Here is a 13,787-nt window from a genome sequence, read left to right as displayed (position 1 = left end):
ACGCCCCGGGTCCGAGGGAAGGTCAAGGGTGAGGGCTGATCAACTCCGCAGTGGTGGAGCCGTCTCCTGCGGCGATGGCGCCGGCGAGAACATCATCTGTAAGGTCCAGCGCCGCAGCGAGAACGTGGGCGGCAAGGCGCGGCGGAATGGCATTGCCGATTTGCTGTGCGATGCCATTACCGGACCACGGATGATCGGCCGGGAATGTCTGCAGTAGTCCTGCTTCTCGAATCGTGATACGTGACGGGGAAAGCTCGGTGCCGTCAGGCTTCACGACACGATTCCGGGAGATTTTTCCGGTGACGGTGGCAGACGGTTCGGCAGAGGTGCGCAGACCGCGGGCTTTCGGGTCTCCTCCGGTGCCGTAATTGGAGACAACGACAAACGGCTCCTGTCGATCGAGCACGTCGCCCATTCTCACCCATGGCAGCAGATTTGGGTCGCCTTCAGTACGAGGCACGCCTTTCCTGTATCGGCGATGGGTGGCCTTGGGCATAGCAGCAACGACCTCGCCGGTGCCGGTGCGGAGGCGAGCAATCAGGATCGCCCGACGGCGGGTCTGCGGTACCCCGTATTCCTCCGTGTGCAGCACTTCGTACGCCACCGAATAGCCCTCGTCGTCGAGAGCTTCACCCACCACCTCCCATACGGGCAGTACGGCCGGCACCTGCTCCAGCACGATCGCTTTGTAGGGACGGCCCTCGTCTATCGCGGCAAGGGCCCACCGCAAAGGCTCCAACACCAAACCGGTGCGCTCGTCGTCCAGGTTCTCAAGGTGCTCGGTGACGTCCTCGCGAGCGGCCATACGCTTGGCGAGGCTGAGCACCTCCTCCAAGGCGCGGCGTCCGGCACCACCACCGGCGACGGTATACGTCTGGCACGGAGGTCCACCCGCAAGGACGTTGGCGGTCGGAAAATCAGCAGGCTTGTAGTGGCGCACGTCACCTGGTGTCGTGGGGAGCTTGGCTGCCACACGAGTCTTGCAGGCATCCGCATCCCACTCGATGCCGGTGAATACAGGCACTTTCAGATCCCGCGCGGCCACGTCCAACCCACCAGGCCCGGCAAACAGGTCAACGACCTGAAGTGGTGCGGCAGGGGGCTGTTGTGAAGTGGGGGCGGTCATGAGAGCGAAGTGTAGCCGGCTGGGTGTAGTGGGTTCTCCGTCAGGAGCCGAGGGGTCGTCTTCATGCCTCACGTCCAGGTGGGAGTGTTGGCCCCCTCGACGACCGAAAGGGCCGGCCGCCTCAGGAATTCAGGGCCTTGGCGACGGACCTGCCCAGCGCCTCGCCGACGGGAGGCGGGGAAGCGTGGCCGATCTGGCGGTACTGTGCCGTCTTCTTGCCGGCGAACACCCAGTCTTCGGGGAAGGCCTGCAGGATGGCCGTCTGTGGCACTGTGATCTTCTTCAGACCGGACGAGGAATTGTCCGACTCCTGGACGCCGTCCGGTCCTGGCACCTCGTCCCCCAAGGCCCCGCCATTGATGCCCATGCGAGCCCAGGCTTTCTTGGTGCCGGTCAGCCCGAGGTCGGGTCCCCCACGATTGTCCGAACCGCCCACGAGGGTCGGTGCGACGTGGTCCGCCTGTGCCGCCCATGCGGCGGCACCTGTCCAGCCGCGCTGAGACATGGATGCGTGCAGGGCCTCGCCGGCCGTGATTTGCTGAGCTGTGGTCCGTGTCGGCTCCTGGAAGGCGCCGAAGTAGCGATCCTTCAATGCGACGAGCACGCCTTGCTTCCGGTCCTGGGGAACGCCGAAGTCAGCGGCATTGACGACGAACCAGTGGAATCCGTAACCGAGGTGCTCAAGTTCTTTCCGGATGAATTCGCGCACGTTCGTGAACTCCGGACCGTCCACGAGTCCGGGCACGCTCTCGATCAGCAAGGCTCGTGGTTGAACGGCGTGGGCCAGAAGGACCGTGGCTTTCAGCAGTTGCAGCTCGGCACCCGTTTCCACTCTCTTTACGGTCGCCGACGATTTCACACGGGGCAGCCCTGCGGAAAGCAGGTCCACGTCGTAGCTCTCCTGGTGCTCCGCAGGATCGAAGTCCAGAAGATCCATCTCAAGGACGTTCCACGTTGGCCTGTTGAGGCGCAGGGTCTCGCACGCGACCCGTTTGTTGTCCAGGAGCAGCACCGGATCGAAACCGGCACGCTCAAGGCCCAACGCGAGTCCCCCCGCCCCGGAGCACACGTCGACCGATCTTAATCTCCCCATGTGAGCCCCCTACCGAAACAAGATCAACGATCTGTGCCGTCGACGATATGCGGCCTCGTCATTGATGTCGATGCGGAATGGTGACTGCGATGTCTTTCATTTCCCGGAGCGGTGCCGGAGCACGGCTACCGCGACGTCGGTGGCCACCTCACGGGGCACCTGGTGCTCCCAGAAGCGCAGGACCGTCCACCCCTGTGCTTCGAGATGCTCGGTCGTCTCGCGGTCGCGGGCCATGTTCTTGTCGAGCTTGGCGCGCCACCATTCGGCATTTGCCTTCGGCTGGGTCGCGTGCTGCGGGCAGCCGTGCCAGAAGCAACCGTCCAGGAATACTGCCACCTTGGCCGGGCCGAAGACGATGTCGATTGTGCGCCGAGGCATGCCGGGGACCGGGACGTTCAGTCGATAGCGCAGGCCCTCCGCATGGAGGAGCTTGCGTACGGCGATCTCGCACGCGGTGTCGCGGGACCCTTGGCGGCTCATCCGGGCGGAGACGCCTGCGGAGGAGGGGTTCATACCGGGAATTCGGGGTCTCATGACTGGTGCGGCACCCCGTGGCAGTCCCGGTACGCCGTGCCCGAGCCGCACCAGCACGGGGCACCCTTCGGCGGAGGCCACGGAGTTGCCCGGCCCCGAGCCGCCAGAGTCGTTGCGTACTGGGGGAGCAGGTCCGCGTTCGATGGGGAGGACTGTTCTGAGGCTGCGAATGCCTCGTACGACGGGACCGTTGCCGTCACGATGCCCAGGTTCTGGGTGCCCGTCGCGGACAGGTCGCGCAGTGAGGCCTCGATGTCCGTCAAGTGGGCCGCGTGGGTCGGGTATTCGGTCTGGAGCTCGGGGTACGCCGTCAGCAGTTCCGCGAGTTCCGGTTCCGGCCAGTGCAGGACCGCCACCGGGAAGGGGCGGGAGAGGGCCGAGCGGAAGGAGCCCAGTTCCGAGCGGAGGCGGGCGATTTCCGCCCTCAGTTCGGCGGGGTTGTCGGAGCCCAGGGTCCATAGGCGCTTCGGGTCGTGGAGTTCGTCCAGGGAGACGGATCCGCCGTGGACTCGGTCCGCCAGGGCGTCCCACTCGTCGTGGGGCAGGCCCAGCAGGCGGCGGACGCGGTGGCGGCCTGTGAGGAGGGACTGGGTCGCGTACGGGACCTCGTCCTCGTCCGGGGTGAGGAGCTGGGTGACCGCCGTCGTGAAGCAGTCGTGCGACGCCTCCAGCTCGTCGTGGGACTCCAGCGTCTCGGCGATGATCTCCCACGGCGCGGCCTGTGCCGGGGCCGCCGCGCGGATGCCGGCGATCAGGGCGCGGGCCTCCGCCTCGTGGCCGTACTCCCACAGGTTGGCCGCCTGGAGGGCCTTGACCAGCAGCGGGTGCTCGGGGCCGGCCGCGAGCAGGCGGTCGTAGAGCGTCGAGGCCTGTTCGCGGTCGCCCGCCAGTTCCAAATGGGCCGCCGCTTGGAGGAGCAGGGGCTCATGGTCCTCGGGGTACTGCGCCGCGGTACGCAGCAGGCGCTCGGCTTCGGTGGTGTGGTCGGCAGGCGTGTCGGGGCGCATGAGGGACACCGTACTGCTGTACGGGCGTCCAGCGGGATGCGCCGTAGACCACACCGAGGGCCGAGCACATGTCACATGTCTGGTGGGTTGGATCGGCACGACCTATCGTGCCGCCGTGCGGGAAAGGAAGCAGGGGCAGGAGCGGATACCGGTCGTGGTGCACGGGCGCAGGTCGCGTACGCGGGTTGCCCTCGGGCGTGGGCTCTGGGGTGCCGCCGAGGTCGCCGTCACCCTCGGGGTTGTCGTACTCCTCCTCGTCGTACATCAGCTGTGGTGGACCAACCAGCAGGCCAGACAGGACGCCCAGCGCCAGGTTCACGCCCTTGAGCGGGAGTGGGGGGATCTACCAAAACCACAGGAACCCGCGTACGCCGAGGGGGGTCGGGGCGCTGATGGGCCGGGTGAGGCCAGAGCGCAGGACACCGGAAACCGGCGCCCCTCCGCTTCCCGCCGGGACCGCGCCTACGCCCTCCTCCGCATCCCCCGCCTCAACGTCGTCGCCCCCGTCGCCCACGGCATCGCCAAGAAGGGTGTCCTCGACAGCGGGTATGTGGGGCACTACCCGCAGACCGCCCAGCCCGGCCAGGCCGGGAACTTCGCCGTCGCCGGGCACCGCAACACCCACGGCGAGCCCTTCCGGCACATCAACCGCCTCCGCGGCGGCGACACGATCCAGGTCGAGACGCGCGAAGCGATCTACGTGTACGTCGTCGGCAGCCGCCTCGCGCAGACCTCGCCCCGCGATACCGGGGTGATCGCGCCCGTGCCCCGCAGCCTCGTAAAGCCCGGCGCCGGGTACAGCGAGCCCGGCTACTACCTCACCCTCACCACCTGTACGCCCGAGTACAGCTCCAGGTACCGGCTCATCATCTGGGGGGAGCTGAAATCCATGAGCCCGCGTTAGGGTGAGGGTTCGAACAGCGAGAACAGCGAGTGGAGTGAGGGGGAGGGAACATGGACCGCCGTATCGCGCTGCTCATCGTCCTCCTCGCCGAAGTCCTGCTGATCGACGGCGGCAGCCTCACCGCCGCCGTAGCCCTCGCCGCGACGGCCACCGCCGCCGCCGGCTCCGCGCTCGTCGTCTGCGCCGTCATCAGCGCGCGCTGCGCCCCCGCCGTGCCCCGCACCCGGGTCCGTACCGCCATCCGCGACCGCGAGCAGCGCACCGCCTTCCTTCCGCAGCGTGATCCCGACGCACGCGGGCGGAGCAGGCCCCGAGCCCCTGGCCGTCTTCTTCCGACGGCCGCGTAGGGCACGCAGTACAAGACGTACGAAGTACGTAAGCCCTCGCCGGGTCGTCATGCCGCACGTTCTCATCCACGGCACGACGAGACCCCTCGGAGGGCTCACCCATGTCTGTCTTCGCCAGCCTGGTCGCACACCTCGCCGACCTCCTCCAGCCCCTGTTCGACGCCTCCGCCACCGCCGCCGCGATCGTCGTCTTCACCGCGCTCATACGGCTCGCGGTCCACCCCCTCTCCCGCGCCGCCGCCCGCGGGCAGAAGGCCAAGGCCCGCCTCTCACCCCAGATCGCCGCGTTGCGCAAGAAGCACGCCAAGAACCCGGACCGGATGCAGAAAGCCGTCATGGAACTGCACGCCAAGGAGAAGGTCTCGCCCCTCGCCGGGTGTCTGCCGAGCCTGCTCCAGCTGCCCGCGTTCTTCCTGATGTACCACCTCTTCTCCAGCGCGCGGATCGGCGGCGAGCCCAACGGGCTCCTCAGCCACACCCTCTTCGACGCGCCCCTCGGGGACCGCTGGCACGACGCGCTCGCGCACGGCGGCGCCTTCGGTGGCGCGGGCATGGTCTACGTCGCGCTGTTCGTGATCGTCGCCGCCGTGGCGACCTTCAATTACGGGCGTACCAAGCGGCAGATGGCGGCCATGCCGGTCGTCGGGGAGCAGGCGCCGGGCATGGGGGCGATGACGAAGATCATGCCGCTGCTCTCCTTCGCCACGCTCTTCACCGTGGCCGTGGTGCCACTGGCCGCCGCGCTCTACGTCGTCACCAGCACCACCTGGTCCGCCGTCGAGCGGGCCGTCCTCTACCGGGACATGCCCGCCGCGGGAGCGCTCGCCACCGCCCCCTAGCGGTCCAGGTTGTGAACGGGGTCTTGCAGAGTGGTCGGATGTCTTGGAGGATCGGCCAACCCCCGCCGTACACCAGGAGAGACACACATGAAGCTGCTGCGAGTCGGCACGCCGGGCGCCGAGCGCCCGGCCCTGCTCGACCAGGACGGTACGACGCTGCGCGACCTGTCCGGCCTTGTCACGGACATCGACGGAGACCTCCTCGCCGACGCCTCCGCCCTCGCCCGCGTACGGGCCGCCGCCGACGCGGGCGAGCTGCCTGTCCTGGAGGCCGACGGGGTCCGTACGGGTCCGCCGCTCGCCCGTATCGGCAAGGTCGTGTGTATCGGGCTGAACTACCACGATCACGCCGCCGAGACCGGTTCGGCGACTCCCGCCGAGCCCGTCGTCTTCTTCAAGGCCGCCGATACGGTCGTCGGCCCGTACGACACCGTCCTCGTACCGCGCCGCAGCCGCAAGACCGACTGGGAGGTCGAGCTCGCGATCGTGATCGGGCGTACGGCCCGCTATCTGGAGGACGACGAGGACCCGCTGTCGTACGTCGCGGGGTACGCGGTCTCGCACGACGTCTCGGAGCGCGAGTTCCAGATCGAGCGCGGCGGCACCTGGGACAAGGGCAAGAACTGCGAGACGTTCAACCCGCTGGGCCCGTGGCTGGTGACGGCGGACGAGGTGCCCGACCCGCAGACGCTGAGCCTGAAACTCTGGGTCAACGGCGAGCTCAAGCAGGACGGCACCACCGCGGACCAGATCTTCCCGGTGGCGGAGGTCGTGCGGTACGTCAGCCAGTTCATGACGCTCTACCCGGGCGACGTCATCAACACCGGGACGCCGGCGGGCGTGGCGCTGGGGCAGCCGGAGCCGAAGCCGTTCCTGCGGGCCGGTGATGTGGTGGAGCTGGAGATCGGAGGGCTGGGCCGCCAGCGCCAGGAGTTCAAGGACGCGTAGCAGGGGCGGCGGCGGGGCGGGCGTTGATGCCCGCGCGGCTGCGGGTGGGGGTACCCGCAGCCGCGGGGCCGGAAGGGCCGCGGAGATACGGGGGTTTCCCCGTGGCCCTGGTCTCGGTTGTTGTCGTTACGTCGCGTCGTCGTTCACGTTGCGATGAAGCGTTCCAGCGCCTCGACCACCATCGCGTGGTCCTCCGCCTGCGGCAGACCCGAGACCGTGACCGAGCCGACCACGCCCACACCCTGGATCGTGATCGGGAACGAGCCGCCGTGCGCCGCGTACACATCCGGGTCCAGGCGCGAGGACTCCTCGAACGTCGTCCCCTTCACGCGGAACCGCGTCCCCACCAGGAACGAGCTCTCGCCGTACCGCTCGACCACCCGGCGCTTGCGGTCGATCCACGCGTCGTTGTCGGTGCTCGACCCGGGCAGCGCGCAGTGGAAGAGCTGCTGCGTCCCGCGCCGGATGTCGATCGCGACCGACGCCTGCCGCAAATGCGCCATTTCGACCAGCATGCTGCCGAGCGCCCAGGCATCGTCGTACGAGAAGCCGCGCAGCGTCAGCTGCCGCTCCTGTGCGACGAGCTCATCGATGGTGGGCTGCGAGGCGTCCGCGGGCTTGCTGCCGGCGTTGCCGGGATTGCCGTCGGGGTTGCTGTGGGGGTTGCTGGAACTGCTCATGTGGTGACCTCCACCGTGACGCCCTCGCGCGCCGAGCGGCGCGCCGCCTCCAGTACGTCCAGTGTGGCCGCCGCCTCCTGCGCGGTGACCGGCGGGGCCGTACCGTCGCGCAGCGCCGTCGCGATCGCCGCGTAGTACGCCGGGTAGTCGCCCGGCACCGTCTCGACCGGCCGGCCGCCGTCGGTCAGCGGCGAGTCTCCCGCGCCGACACGGCCCCACAGCTCCTCGGGCTCCACGCCCCACGTGCCGCCGTCGCCGGTCGGGCGCGTGCCCTCCTTCAGGGCCGCCTCCTGCGGGTCCAGGCCGTACTTCACATATCCGGCCGCCGAGCCCAGGACCCGGAAACGCGGGCCGAGCTGGGCGGTCGTGGCACTGGCGTACAGATGCGAGCGGACGCCGTTCGCGTGCGTGAGCGCGATGAAGGTGTCGTCGTCGGTCTCGGCGCCCGGACGGCGTACGTCAGCCTCGGCGTATACGCGTACGACCGGGCCGAACAGCGTCAGCGCCTGGTCGACCACATGGCTGCCCAGGTCGTACAGCAGACCGCCGACCTCCTGCGGGTCGCCCGACTCGCGCCAGCCGCCCTTGAGCTGCGGACGCCACCGCTCGAAGCGGGACTCGAAGCGCTGTACGTCACCGAGCTCGCCGTCCGCGATCAGCTTCTTCAGGGTCAGGAAGTCGTTGTCCCAGCGGCGGTTCTGGAAGACGGAGAGCAGCAGCCCGCGCTCCTCGGCGAGGGCGGCGAGCTCACGCGCCTCGGCGGCGGTGCCCGCGACGGGCTTGTCGACCACGACCGCCAGACCGGCCTTGAGGGCGGCAGTCGCGAGCGGGACATGCGTCTTGTTCGGGGAGGCGATCACAATCAGATCGAGCTCACCGGCCCGCTCCCACAGCTCGCCGGCCGCGGCGGCGATGCGTACGCCCGGGAACTCGGCGCGGGCCTGCTCCTGCCGCTCCGGGTTCGAGGTGACGATCGTGTCGAGGGCGAGGCCCTCGGTCGCGGCGATCAGCGGGGCGTGGAAGACGGAACCCGCCAGGCCGTAGCCGACGAGTCCTACGCGCAGAGGGGTGCGGGCGCGGGTGTCAGTCATACGGCCACTTAAGCAACGCTGTTGCCAAAGTGCAAGCGGACGGGACAATGGGGCATATGACGGCCATCACGGGAGTAGGGGCGAACCTGCCCGCGCTGCGCAGCCACAACGCCGCGCTGGTGCTCGATCTGCTGCGTACGGCGGGTGAGCGCGGCATAGGCAGGCTGGAGCTCGCCGAGCGCACCGGCCTCACCCCGCAGGCGGTCAGCAAGATCACGGCACGGCTGCGGGAGGAGGGCCTGGCGGCCGACGCGGGCCGCCGCGCGTCGACCGGCGGCAGGCCCGGCACGGTGCTGCGCCTGGTGCCGTCGGCTGGGCACGCGGTCGGGCTGCACCTGGACCGCGACGAGCTGACGGTGACCCTGCTGGACCTCGCGGGCACGGCGGTGGCGGTTCGTAGCGCGCCGCTGGATCTGGGCGCGGGGGCGGAGACGGTGGTCGAGGCGGCGGTGGGCGAGGTGCGGGCGCTGCTCGCGGCTCGGGGAGGGGGGCTCGGCGGTCCCGGGGGTCCCGGCCGTCCCGGGGGTCTCGGAGAAGCCCTTCCCCTGCCCCTGCTCGGTGTCGGTGTCGCGATGCCCGGACCGCTCGACTACGTCACGGGTGTGCCGTACCGCGTCACCGGGTTTCCGCAGTGGGAGGGCTTTCCCCTGCGGGACACGCTCGCCGCGCGGCTGGGGGTACCAGTGGTGCTCGACAAGGACACCAACGCCGCCGCCCTGGGGCTAGCCCTGCGCGGACCCGGCGACTCCTTCGCGTATCTGCATCTCGGTACGGGGCTGGGGGCGGGGCTCGTCCTGGGCGGGGCTCTGTACCGCGGCGCGCGCACGGGCGCCGGTGAGTTCGGGCATCAGGTCATCCAGCTCGACGGGGCGCGGCGGCCCGAGGTGGTGCCGCCGTGCGGCTGCGGCAAGCGCGGGTGCATCGAGGCGCTCTGCCTCGCCGCCGTCGCCCACGGCGATTACGACCGGGCCGCCCGGGTGCTGGGCACCGGCGCGGCGAACCTGGTCGAGCTGCTCGACATCGACCGCGTACTGCTGGGCGGGCGGGTCGTCGTCGCGGTCGCCGAGCCGTTCGTACGGGGTGTCGCCGAGGGCGTACGCGTTCCGGTGGCCCTCGCCGAAGGGGGCGCGCATCTGGTGGCGGAGGGGGCCGCGCAGCTGGTGCTCGCGCCCGTGTTCGGGCGGGCCGAGGCGGCACAGCTCGGACCGAAAATACGCTGATACGAGGGAGTTGGGCGGCTGTTCGGCCGTACGGCGGTGGCCTCCGTACGGCGACGGCCACGCGCGCGTGGCAGGGTCGGGACGCGGGAGGGGCGCCAACGCTCGGGCCCATGTCGGGGGCGCTGCCCCCGGCACCCCGCGCCTCAATCTCCCCCTACTCCCCCCACGCCCTGAGGGCGTGGGGGGACCCCCAGCGCGGGCGGGGGAGGTACCCCAGCGGGGCTTGATTTGCCTCGGGCCCCCCTGTCGGGGCTCCGCCCCGAACCCCGCGCCTCACGACCGGGTGATCCCCCGGCGATTCGCGAACAGCCGAACAGCCGAACAGCCGAGCAGCCGAGAACAGCCGAACAGTAAAGGCCACGCCGCCCATGCGACCCATGCGACTGCGCAACGCCCTTGCCGTCCTTGCCGCCCTTGCCGTCCTCGTCGGTACGGCGGGTGCCGCTGCCGGTACTGCCGCCGCCGACACCACTCCTTCCCCTTCTTCCTCCAAGCCCGCCGGTCCGCCCGAGAGCCGGCAGCCGATCTGCGGCAAGGTCACCGACCCCGAGTTCCCCCTCGACACCCGCATCCACGGCGGCCCGGCCGTGCAGCACTCCGGCGGCGGCTTCGAGGAGTGGTCCCTGGACCTCGCCAACACCACCGCCCAGCCCTGCACCAACATCCACCCCGTGATCATCTTCACCGGCCGCGACGGCGGACTCGCCCCGCCCCGGATGGCTTTGGAGTTCTACGACGGCCAGACGGCCCGCTGGCGGCCGGTGGCCCTGGAGACGACCGCCGAGGACGAGATCGTCGGCGTCCTGGACGACGGTTTCCCCGGCTTCGCCGTGCCCGCCAGGAAGACGGTCACCGTCAGGGTCCGGGTCGCGATGGGCGCGGACATCCCGTCCAACGAGGTCACGGTCAATGCCGCGATCGTCCAGCGGCAGGGCGACGACGGGGACTGGGTGGGCGAGTCAGGCGACTACCGTTTCGCCGTCGTCGACCAGCAGACCGCGGAAGGCGAGGAGACCGAGGAGGACGGTCCCGGATCGGACGCCACCGACGCCGCCACCGACGCCGCCCGCGACGAACTCGCCACCACCGGCACCGGCTCCCTCATCCGCCTCGGGGTCGCGATCGGCGCCGTACTGCTGAGCAGTGGGGCCCTGGTGCTGGTATCCCGGCGGCTGCGCGCCCGGCGGCACTGAAAACCAGGAAGGCCCTCCCTGCGGTACTGGGAGGGCCTTCTCTGTATCTGCCGAGACGATCAAACGCGGTCGACGAGATCCGCGATCGAGTCGACGACCGTGGTCGGCCGGTACGGGTATCGGTCGATGTTGTCCCGGCTCGTCAGCCCTGTGAGCACCAGGAAGGTTTCCATGCCGGCTTCCAGCCCGGCCAGAACGTCGGTGTCCATGCGGTCACCGATCATGGCCGAGGTCTCTGAGTGCGCGCCGATCGAGTTCAGCCCGGTCCGCATCATCAGCGGGTTCGGCTTGCCGACGAAGTAAGGCTTCTTGCCGGTCGCCTTCGTGATCAGCGCGGCCACCGAGCCAGTTGCGGGCAACGCCCCCTCGGCGGACGGCCCGGTCTCGTCCGGGTTGGTGGCGATGAAGCGGGCACCGCTGTTGATCAGTCGAACCGCCTTCGTCATCGCCTCGAAGGAGTACGTCCGAGTTTCTCCCAAGATCACGAAGTCGGGTTCGTGGTCGGTCAGGATGTATCCGATGTCATGCAGGGCCGTGGTCAGCCCGGCCTCGCCGATGACGTAGGCGGTGCCTTCGGGGTGCTGATTGTCCAGGAACTTCGCGGTCGCCAGGGCTGAGGTCCAGATGCTCTCGGCCGGCACGTCGAGGCCCATGCGGGCGAGCCGGGCGTGCAGGTCGCGCGCGGTGTACATGGAGTTGTTGGTGAGGACCAGGAAGGGCTTCCCGGACTCCTTCAGCCGCTTGAGGAAGGAGTCGGCACCAGGGATCGGAACACCCTCGTGGATCAGGACGCCGTCCATGTCGGTAAGCCAGGACTCGATCGGCTTGCGCTCTGCCATGGGGGTTCTCCTGCCGGACGCGGGACTTACGAGTGGCCAAGGGTAACGACCACGTACGGGGCCTTCCGCATCGGCCGCAGGTATGTCCCTGATCCGCGGGCCGCACCGGGCTACTACCGGACGGCACAGGGATCAAAGGCGTGCGTCACTCCGTCGTGTCCCGCGGCTCGATCACGTCCTCAGGTCCGGGGTGGAGAACCAGGCGGATCTCATCGATCGTATGTGAGATCTGAGCAGGTCACGTGGTCCGTACGGGCCAGTGGGCCGCTGCTGAGGATGCGGAAACGCCCCGTGCGCGTGAACCTTTTCCTACCAGGAGGTTCACGATGCGTTCAGGGTTGATTGCTCTCCGTGCCGCAGGGGCGGCCGTCGTGCTGGGAGTGGTGTCGTCCGTCGCCGCGCCTGCCGCGTACGCCGACGATTCCGTGCGGGCCACGGTCGGGCCGTCCCGCAGTGTGCCGGGGGGCGACGTGGAGATCCGCGTATCGGGCTGCAAGGGGACGACGGGCACCGTGAGATCCCGGGCGTTTGTTGTGAACGCGGAGCTGGCGGGCTCGGGGCGCTCCCTGTTGTCCGGGAACACGATGGTCAAGTCGTCCGCGAGGTCCGGCACGTACGAGGTGCATGTCGCCTGTGACGGCAGTGACCATCCGCGGGCGGGGAGCGTTCAGGTCGGCGCGCGTCATCTGCCGACGCACCCGCCCAAGCACCCGGCGACCGGTGTCCCGGCCCCTCCGCCGACGAGCCGGCCCACGCATCACCAGACACCCGTCGCCCCGGTGCGGGCGGGCGGCGGTGGCGCCGCGCCTCTCGCCGCCGGGGATGTGCGTACGGAAGACGCGGGCCCCGGAACCCCGCACACCATCATCGGCCTGGTGCTCGCGGGGATTGCCGCGGTGGCCGTGGCCCTGCGCACCTCGCGGCGGCGCCGCCGCACGGACACGGATTGACATGCCATGGCCTCCGTCGAACACCCGACCGGCCCCCATGGCCGACTGCTCACCGGAGTGGCCTGGGCGGCGCTGCTGCTCGGTCTCTCGCTCTGGGGCCGCGAGATCGCCGATGGTCCCGGCGGCACCTCCGCCCCCACCACCGGCGATGTGGCGGCCGTCGGCCGCCCGGCGGGCGTACGTATGCCGCCCGCGCACGACCCGCTGGAGCCCGTGAGGCCGGTGAAGCCGCACCGGGTCGAGATCCCCTCGATACGCGTCACGGCCCCGGTCGTTCCGCGTGGCCTGGACTCCACGGGCGCGATAGACCCGCCCCCGCACGGGATGCCGTACACGGTCGGCTGGTACGGCAGCGGTACGCGGCCGGGCGAGGCGGGCGTCGCGCTGCTGGTCGGCCATGTCGACACCGAGACCAAACCGGCCGTCTTCTACCGCCTGAGCTCCGCCCGGCCCGGCGGGAAGGTCAGGGTGACGAGGGCAGATGGCTCGGTCGCCGAGTTCACCATCGATGACGTGCAGGTCTTCGGGCGGGACCGGTTCGATCCGCGGAAGGTGTACGGGCCGCGCCAGGACGGGCGGGCGGAGCTGCGGCTGATCACCTGCGGGGGGACGTTCGACCGCGCGACGCGGACGTACGGCGCGAACGTGGTCGTGTCGGCGTACCTCACCGGAGCAACCTGACCGGCCTGACCCGGCCGACGACGCGCTCCCCCCGGAGCCGCCGGCCGGGCCGGTCCTCCACCGCGGGGGTGCCGCCTTGGCTGCGGGAGGAGCCTGGCGCCGCGCGGGAGGTTCGGTGGGTCCGCGTTGCGCACACTTTAGAGGGGGGAGGGGGGTGGGCCTAGGGGGTGCGGGGCGGGTGCGTGGGTGCGGGTCGTTGTGGGGGGGGGGGGGCCCCCCCCCCCCCCCCCCCAAACCCCCCCGGGGGGGGGGGGGGCGGGGGGGGCCCCCCCCCCCCCCCGCCCCCCCCCCCCCCCCCCCCGGGGGGGGGGCCCCCCCCCCCCCCCCCCCCCCCC

15 protein-coding genes are annotated in these 13,787 nt (G+C 70.3%); 8 read left to right on the top strand and 7 right to left on the bottom strand.

Translation table 11 applies throughout. The features are described from left to right. Window positions 1–22: 22 nt before the first annotated feature. The 4 genes from ACIHCQ_RS25130 to ACIHCQ_RS25115 all read right to left on the bottom strand — a co-directional run bounded on the left by ACIHCQ_RS25130 (window position 23) and on the right by ACIHCQ_RS25115 (window position 3,760). The gene (locus tag ACIHCQ_RS25130) at window positions 23–1,126 is read right to left on the bottom strand and encodes a DNA cytosine methyltransferase (protein WP_399666395.1); all 1,104 of its coding nucleotides are present in this window, start codon (window positions 1,124–1,126) and stop codon (window positions 23–25) included. 121 nt (window positions 1,127–1,247) lie between these two features. After that, window positions 1,248–2,219, bottom strand: coding sequence for a DNA cytosine methyltransferase (locus ACIHCQ_RS25125; protein WP_399666392.1), 972 nt, complete (start codon window positions 2,217–2,219; stop codon window positions 1,248–1,250). A 96-nt stretch (window positions 2,220–2,315) separates the two neighbouring features. After that, window positions 2,316–2,753: a very short patch repair endonuclease gene (locus ACIHCQ_RS25120; protein ID WP_399666389.1), complete on the bottom strand. Its 438-nt coding sequence runs from the start codon at window positions 2,751–2,753 to the stop codon at window positions 2,316–2,318. Next, a complete protein-coding gene (locus ACIHCQ_RS25115; protein ID WP_399666386.1) occupies window positions 2,750–3,760 on the bottom strand; it encodes an SEC-C metal-binding domain-containing protein in 1,011 nt (336 codons plus the stop codon). Before ACIHCQ_RS25115 ends, ACIHCQ_RS25120 begins: the two co-directional genes overlap by 4 nt. Before the next feature lie 115 nt (window positions 3,761–3,875). Here ACIHCQ_RS25115 and ACIHCQ_RS25110 point away from each other — a divergent pair, with 115 nt between their 5' ends. The 4 genes from ACIHCQ_RS25110 to ACIHCQ_RS25095 all read left to right on the top strand — a co-directional run bounded on the left by ACIHCQ_RS25110 (window position 3,876) and on the right by ACIHCQ_RS25095 (window position 6,798). Continuing rightward, on the top strand, window positions 3,876–4,664 hold the full coding sequence (locus ACIHCQ_RS25110; protein WP_399666383.1) for a class E sortase: 789 nt from the start codon (window positions 3,876–3,878) through the stop codon (window positions 4,662–4,664). A 50-nt stretch (window positions 4,665–4,714) separates the two neighbouring features. Continuing rightward, window positions 4,715–5,011, top strand: a complete 297-nt coding sequence (locus ACIHCQ_RS25105) for a DUF6412 domain-containing protein (protein WP_399666381.1) — start codon at window positions 4,715–4,717, stop codon at window positions 5,009–5,011. A gap of 101 nt (window positions 5,012–5,112) precedes the next feature. Beyond that, window positions 5,113–5,850, top strand: coding sequence for a YidC/Oxa1 family membrane protein insertase (locus ACIHCQ_RS25100; RefSeq protein WP_399666378.1), 738 nt, complete (start codon window positions 5,113–5,115; stop codon window positions 5,848–5,850). Window positions 5,851–5,937: 87 nt separating this feature from the next. Next, window positions 5,938–6,798, top strand: a complete 861-nt coding sequence (locus tag ACIHCQ_RS25095; protein ID WP_399666376.1) for a fumarylacetoacetate hydrolase family protein — start codon at window positions 5,938–5,940, stop codon at window positions 6,796–6,798. A gap of 143 nt (window positions 6,799–6,941) precedes the next feature. Here ACIHCQ_RS25095 and ACIHCQ_RS25090 read toward each other — a convergent pair whose 3' ends face one another. Together ACIHCQ_RS25090 and ACIHCQ_RS25085 are read right to left on the bottom strand one after the other, a co-directional pair. Beyond that, window positions 6,942–7,478: a heme-degrading domain-containing protein gene (locus tag ACIHCQ_RS25090; RefSeq protein WP_399666373.1), complete on the bottom strand. Its 537-nt coding sequence runs from the start codon at window positions 7,476–7,478 to the stop codon at window positions 6,942–6,944. Continuing rightward, window positions 7,475–8,569 (bottom strand): Gfo/Idh/MocA family oxidoreductase, encoded by a 1,095-nt coding sequence (locus ACIHCQ_RS25085; protein WP_399666370.1) that lies wholly within the window; start codon window positions 8,567–8,569, stop codon window positions 7,475–7,477. The genes ACIHCQ_RS25090 and ACIHCQ_RS25085 overlap by 4 nt, the downstream gene beginning before the upstream one ends. Window positions 8,570–8,616: 47 nt before the next feature. Here ACIHCQ_RS25085 and ACIHCQ_RS25080 point away from each other — a divergent pair, with 47 nt between their 5' ends. Further along, a complete protein-coding gene (locus tag ACIHCQ_RS25080) occupies window positions 8,617–9,789 on the top strand; it encodes an ROK family protein (protein WP_399666368.1) in 1,173 nt (390 codons plus the stop codon). 368 nt (window positions 9,790–10,157) lie between these two features. Further along, a complete protein-coding gene (locus ACIHCQ_RS25075; protein WP_399666365.1) occupies window positions 10,158–10,982 on the top strand; it encodes a hypothetical protein in 825 nt (274 codons plus the stop codon). 59 nt (window positions 10,983–11,041) lie between these two features. On the opposite strand, the gene ACIHCQ_RS25070 is transcribed toward ACIHCQ_RS25075, so the two are convergent. Beyond that, a complete protein-coding gene (locus tag ACIHCQ_RS25070; RefSeq protein ID WP_399666362.1) occupies window positions 11,042–11,821 on the bottom strand; it encodes an HAD-IIA family hydrolase in 780 nt (259 codons plus the stop codon). Window positions 11,822–12,147: 326 nt separating this feature from the next. On the opposite strand from ACIHCQ_RS25070, the gene ACIHCQ_RS25065 reads away from it, so the two are divergent. Together ACIHCQ_RS25065 and ACIHCQ_RS25060 are read left to right on the top strand one after the other, a co-directional pair. Further along, window positions 12,148–12,771, top strand: a complete 624-nt coding sequence (locus ACIHCQ_RS25065; RefSeq protein ID WP_399666359.1) for a hypothetical protein — start codon at window positions 12,148–12,150, stop codon at window positions 12,769–12,771. A 6-nt stretch (window positions 12,772–12,777) separates the two neighbouring features. Continuing rightward, complete coding sequence (locus ACIHCQ_RS25060; protein WP_399666357.1) at window positions 12,778–13,452, top strand: class F sortase; 675 nt, start codon at window positions 12,778–12,780, stop codon at window positions 13,450–13,452. Window positions 13,453–13,787: the final 335 nt, after the last annotated feature.

This window comes from Streptomyces sp. NPDC052236 (assembly GCF_044548015.1).
Taxonomy (GTDB): Bacteria; Actinomycetota; Actinomycetes; order Streptomycetales; family Streptomycetaceae; genus Streptomyces.
This window is presented reverse-complemented; position numbering and strand designations above follow the sequence as displayed.

Excerpts from the sequence above, each read along its gene's own strand:
- ACIHCQ_RS25070 (WP_399666362.1), bottom strand. The coding sequence starts at position 11,821 with ATGGCAGAGCGCAAGCCGATCGAGTCCTGGCTTACCGACATGGACGGC.
- ACIHCQ_RS25130 (WP_399666395.1), bottom strand. The coding sequence starts at position 1,126 with ATGACCGCCCCCACTTCACAACAGCCCCCTGCCGCACCACTTCAGGTC.
- ACIHCQ_RS25125 (WP_399666392.1), bottom strand. The coding sequence starts at position 2,219 with ATGGGGAGATTAAGATCGGTCGACGTGTGCTCCGGGGCGGGGGGACTC.
- ACIHCQ_RS25100 (WP_399666378.1), top strand. The coding sequence starts at position 5,113 with ATGTCTGTCTTCGCCAGCCTGGTCGCACACCTCGCCGACCTCCTCCAG.
- ACIHCQ_RS25095 (WP_399666376.1), top strand. The coding sequence starts at position 5,938 with ATGAAGCTGCTGCGAGTCGGCACGCCGGGCGCCGAGCGCCCGGCCCTG.
- ACIHCQ_RS25115 (WP_399666386.1), bottom strand. The coding sequence starts at position 3,760 with ATGCGCCCCGACACGCCTGCCGACCACACCACCGAAGCCGAGCGCCTG.
- ACIHCQ_RS25120 (WP_399666389.1), bottom strand. The coding sequence starts at position 2,753 with ATGAGACCCCGAATTCCCGGTATGAACCCCTCCTCCGCAGGCGTCTCC.
- ACIHCQ_RS25105 (WP_399666381.1), top strand. The coding sequence starts at position 4,715 with ATGGACCGCCGTATCGCGCTGCTCATCGTCCTCCTCGCCGAAGTCCTG.
- ACIHCQ_RS25080 (WP_399666368.1), top strand. The coding sequence starts at position 8,617 with ATGGGGCATATGACGGCCATCACGGGAGTAGGGGCGAACCTGCCCGCG.
- ACIHCQ_RS25060 (WP_399666357.1), top strand. The coding sequence starts at position 12,778 with ATGGCCTCCGTCGAACACCCGACCGGCCCCCATGGCCGACTGCTCACC.
- ACIHCQ_RS25075 (WP_399666365.1), top strand. The coding sequence starts at position 10,158 with ATGCGACCCATGCGACTGCGCAACGCCCTTGCCGTCCTTGCCGCCCTT.
- ACIHCQ_RS25065 (WP_399666359.1), top strand. The coding sequence starts at position 12,148 with ATGCGTTCAGGGTTGATTGCTCTCCGTGCCGCAGGGGCGGCCGTCGTG.
- ACIHCQ_RS25090 (WP_399666373.1), bottom strand. The coding sequence starts at position 7,478 with ATGAGCAGTTCCAGCAACCCCCACAGCAACCCCGACGGCAATCCCGGC.
- ACIHCQ_RS25085 (WP_399666370.1), bottom strand. The coding sequence starts at position 8,569 with ATGACTGACACCCGCGCCCGCACCCCTCTGCGCGTAGGACTCGTCGGC.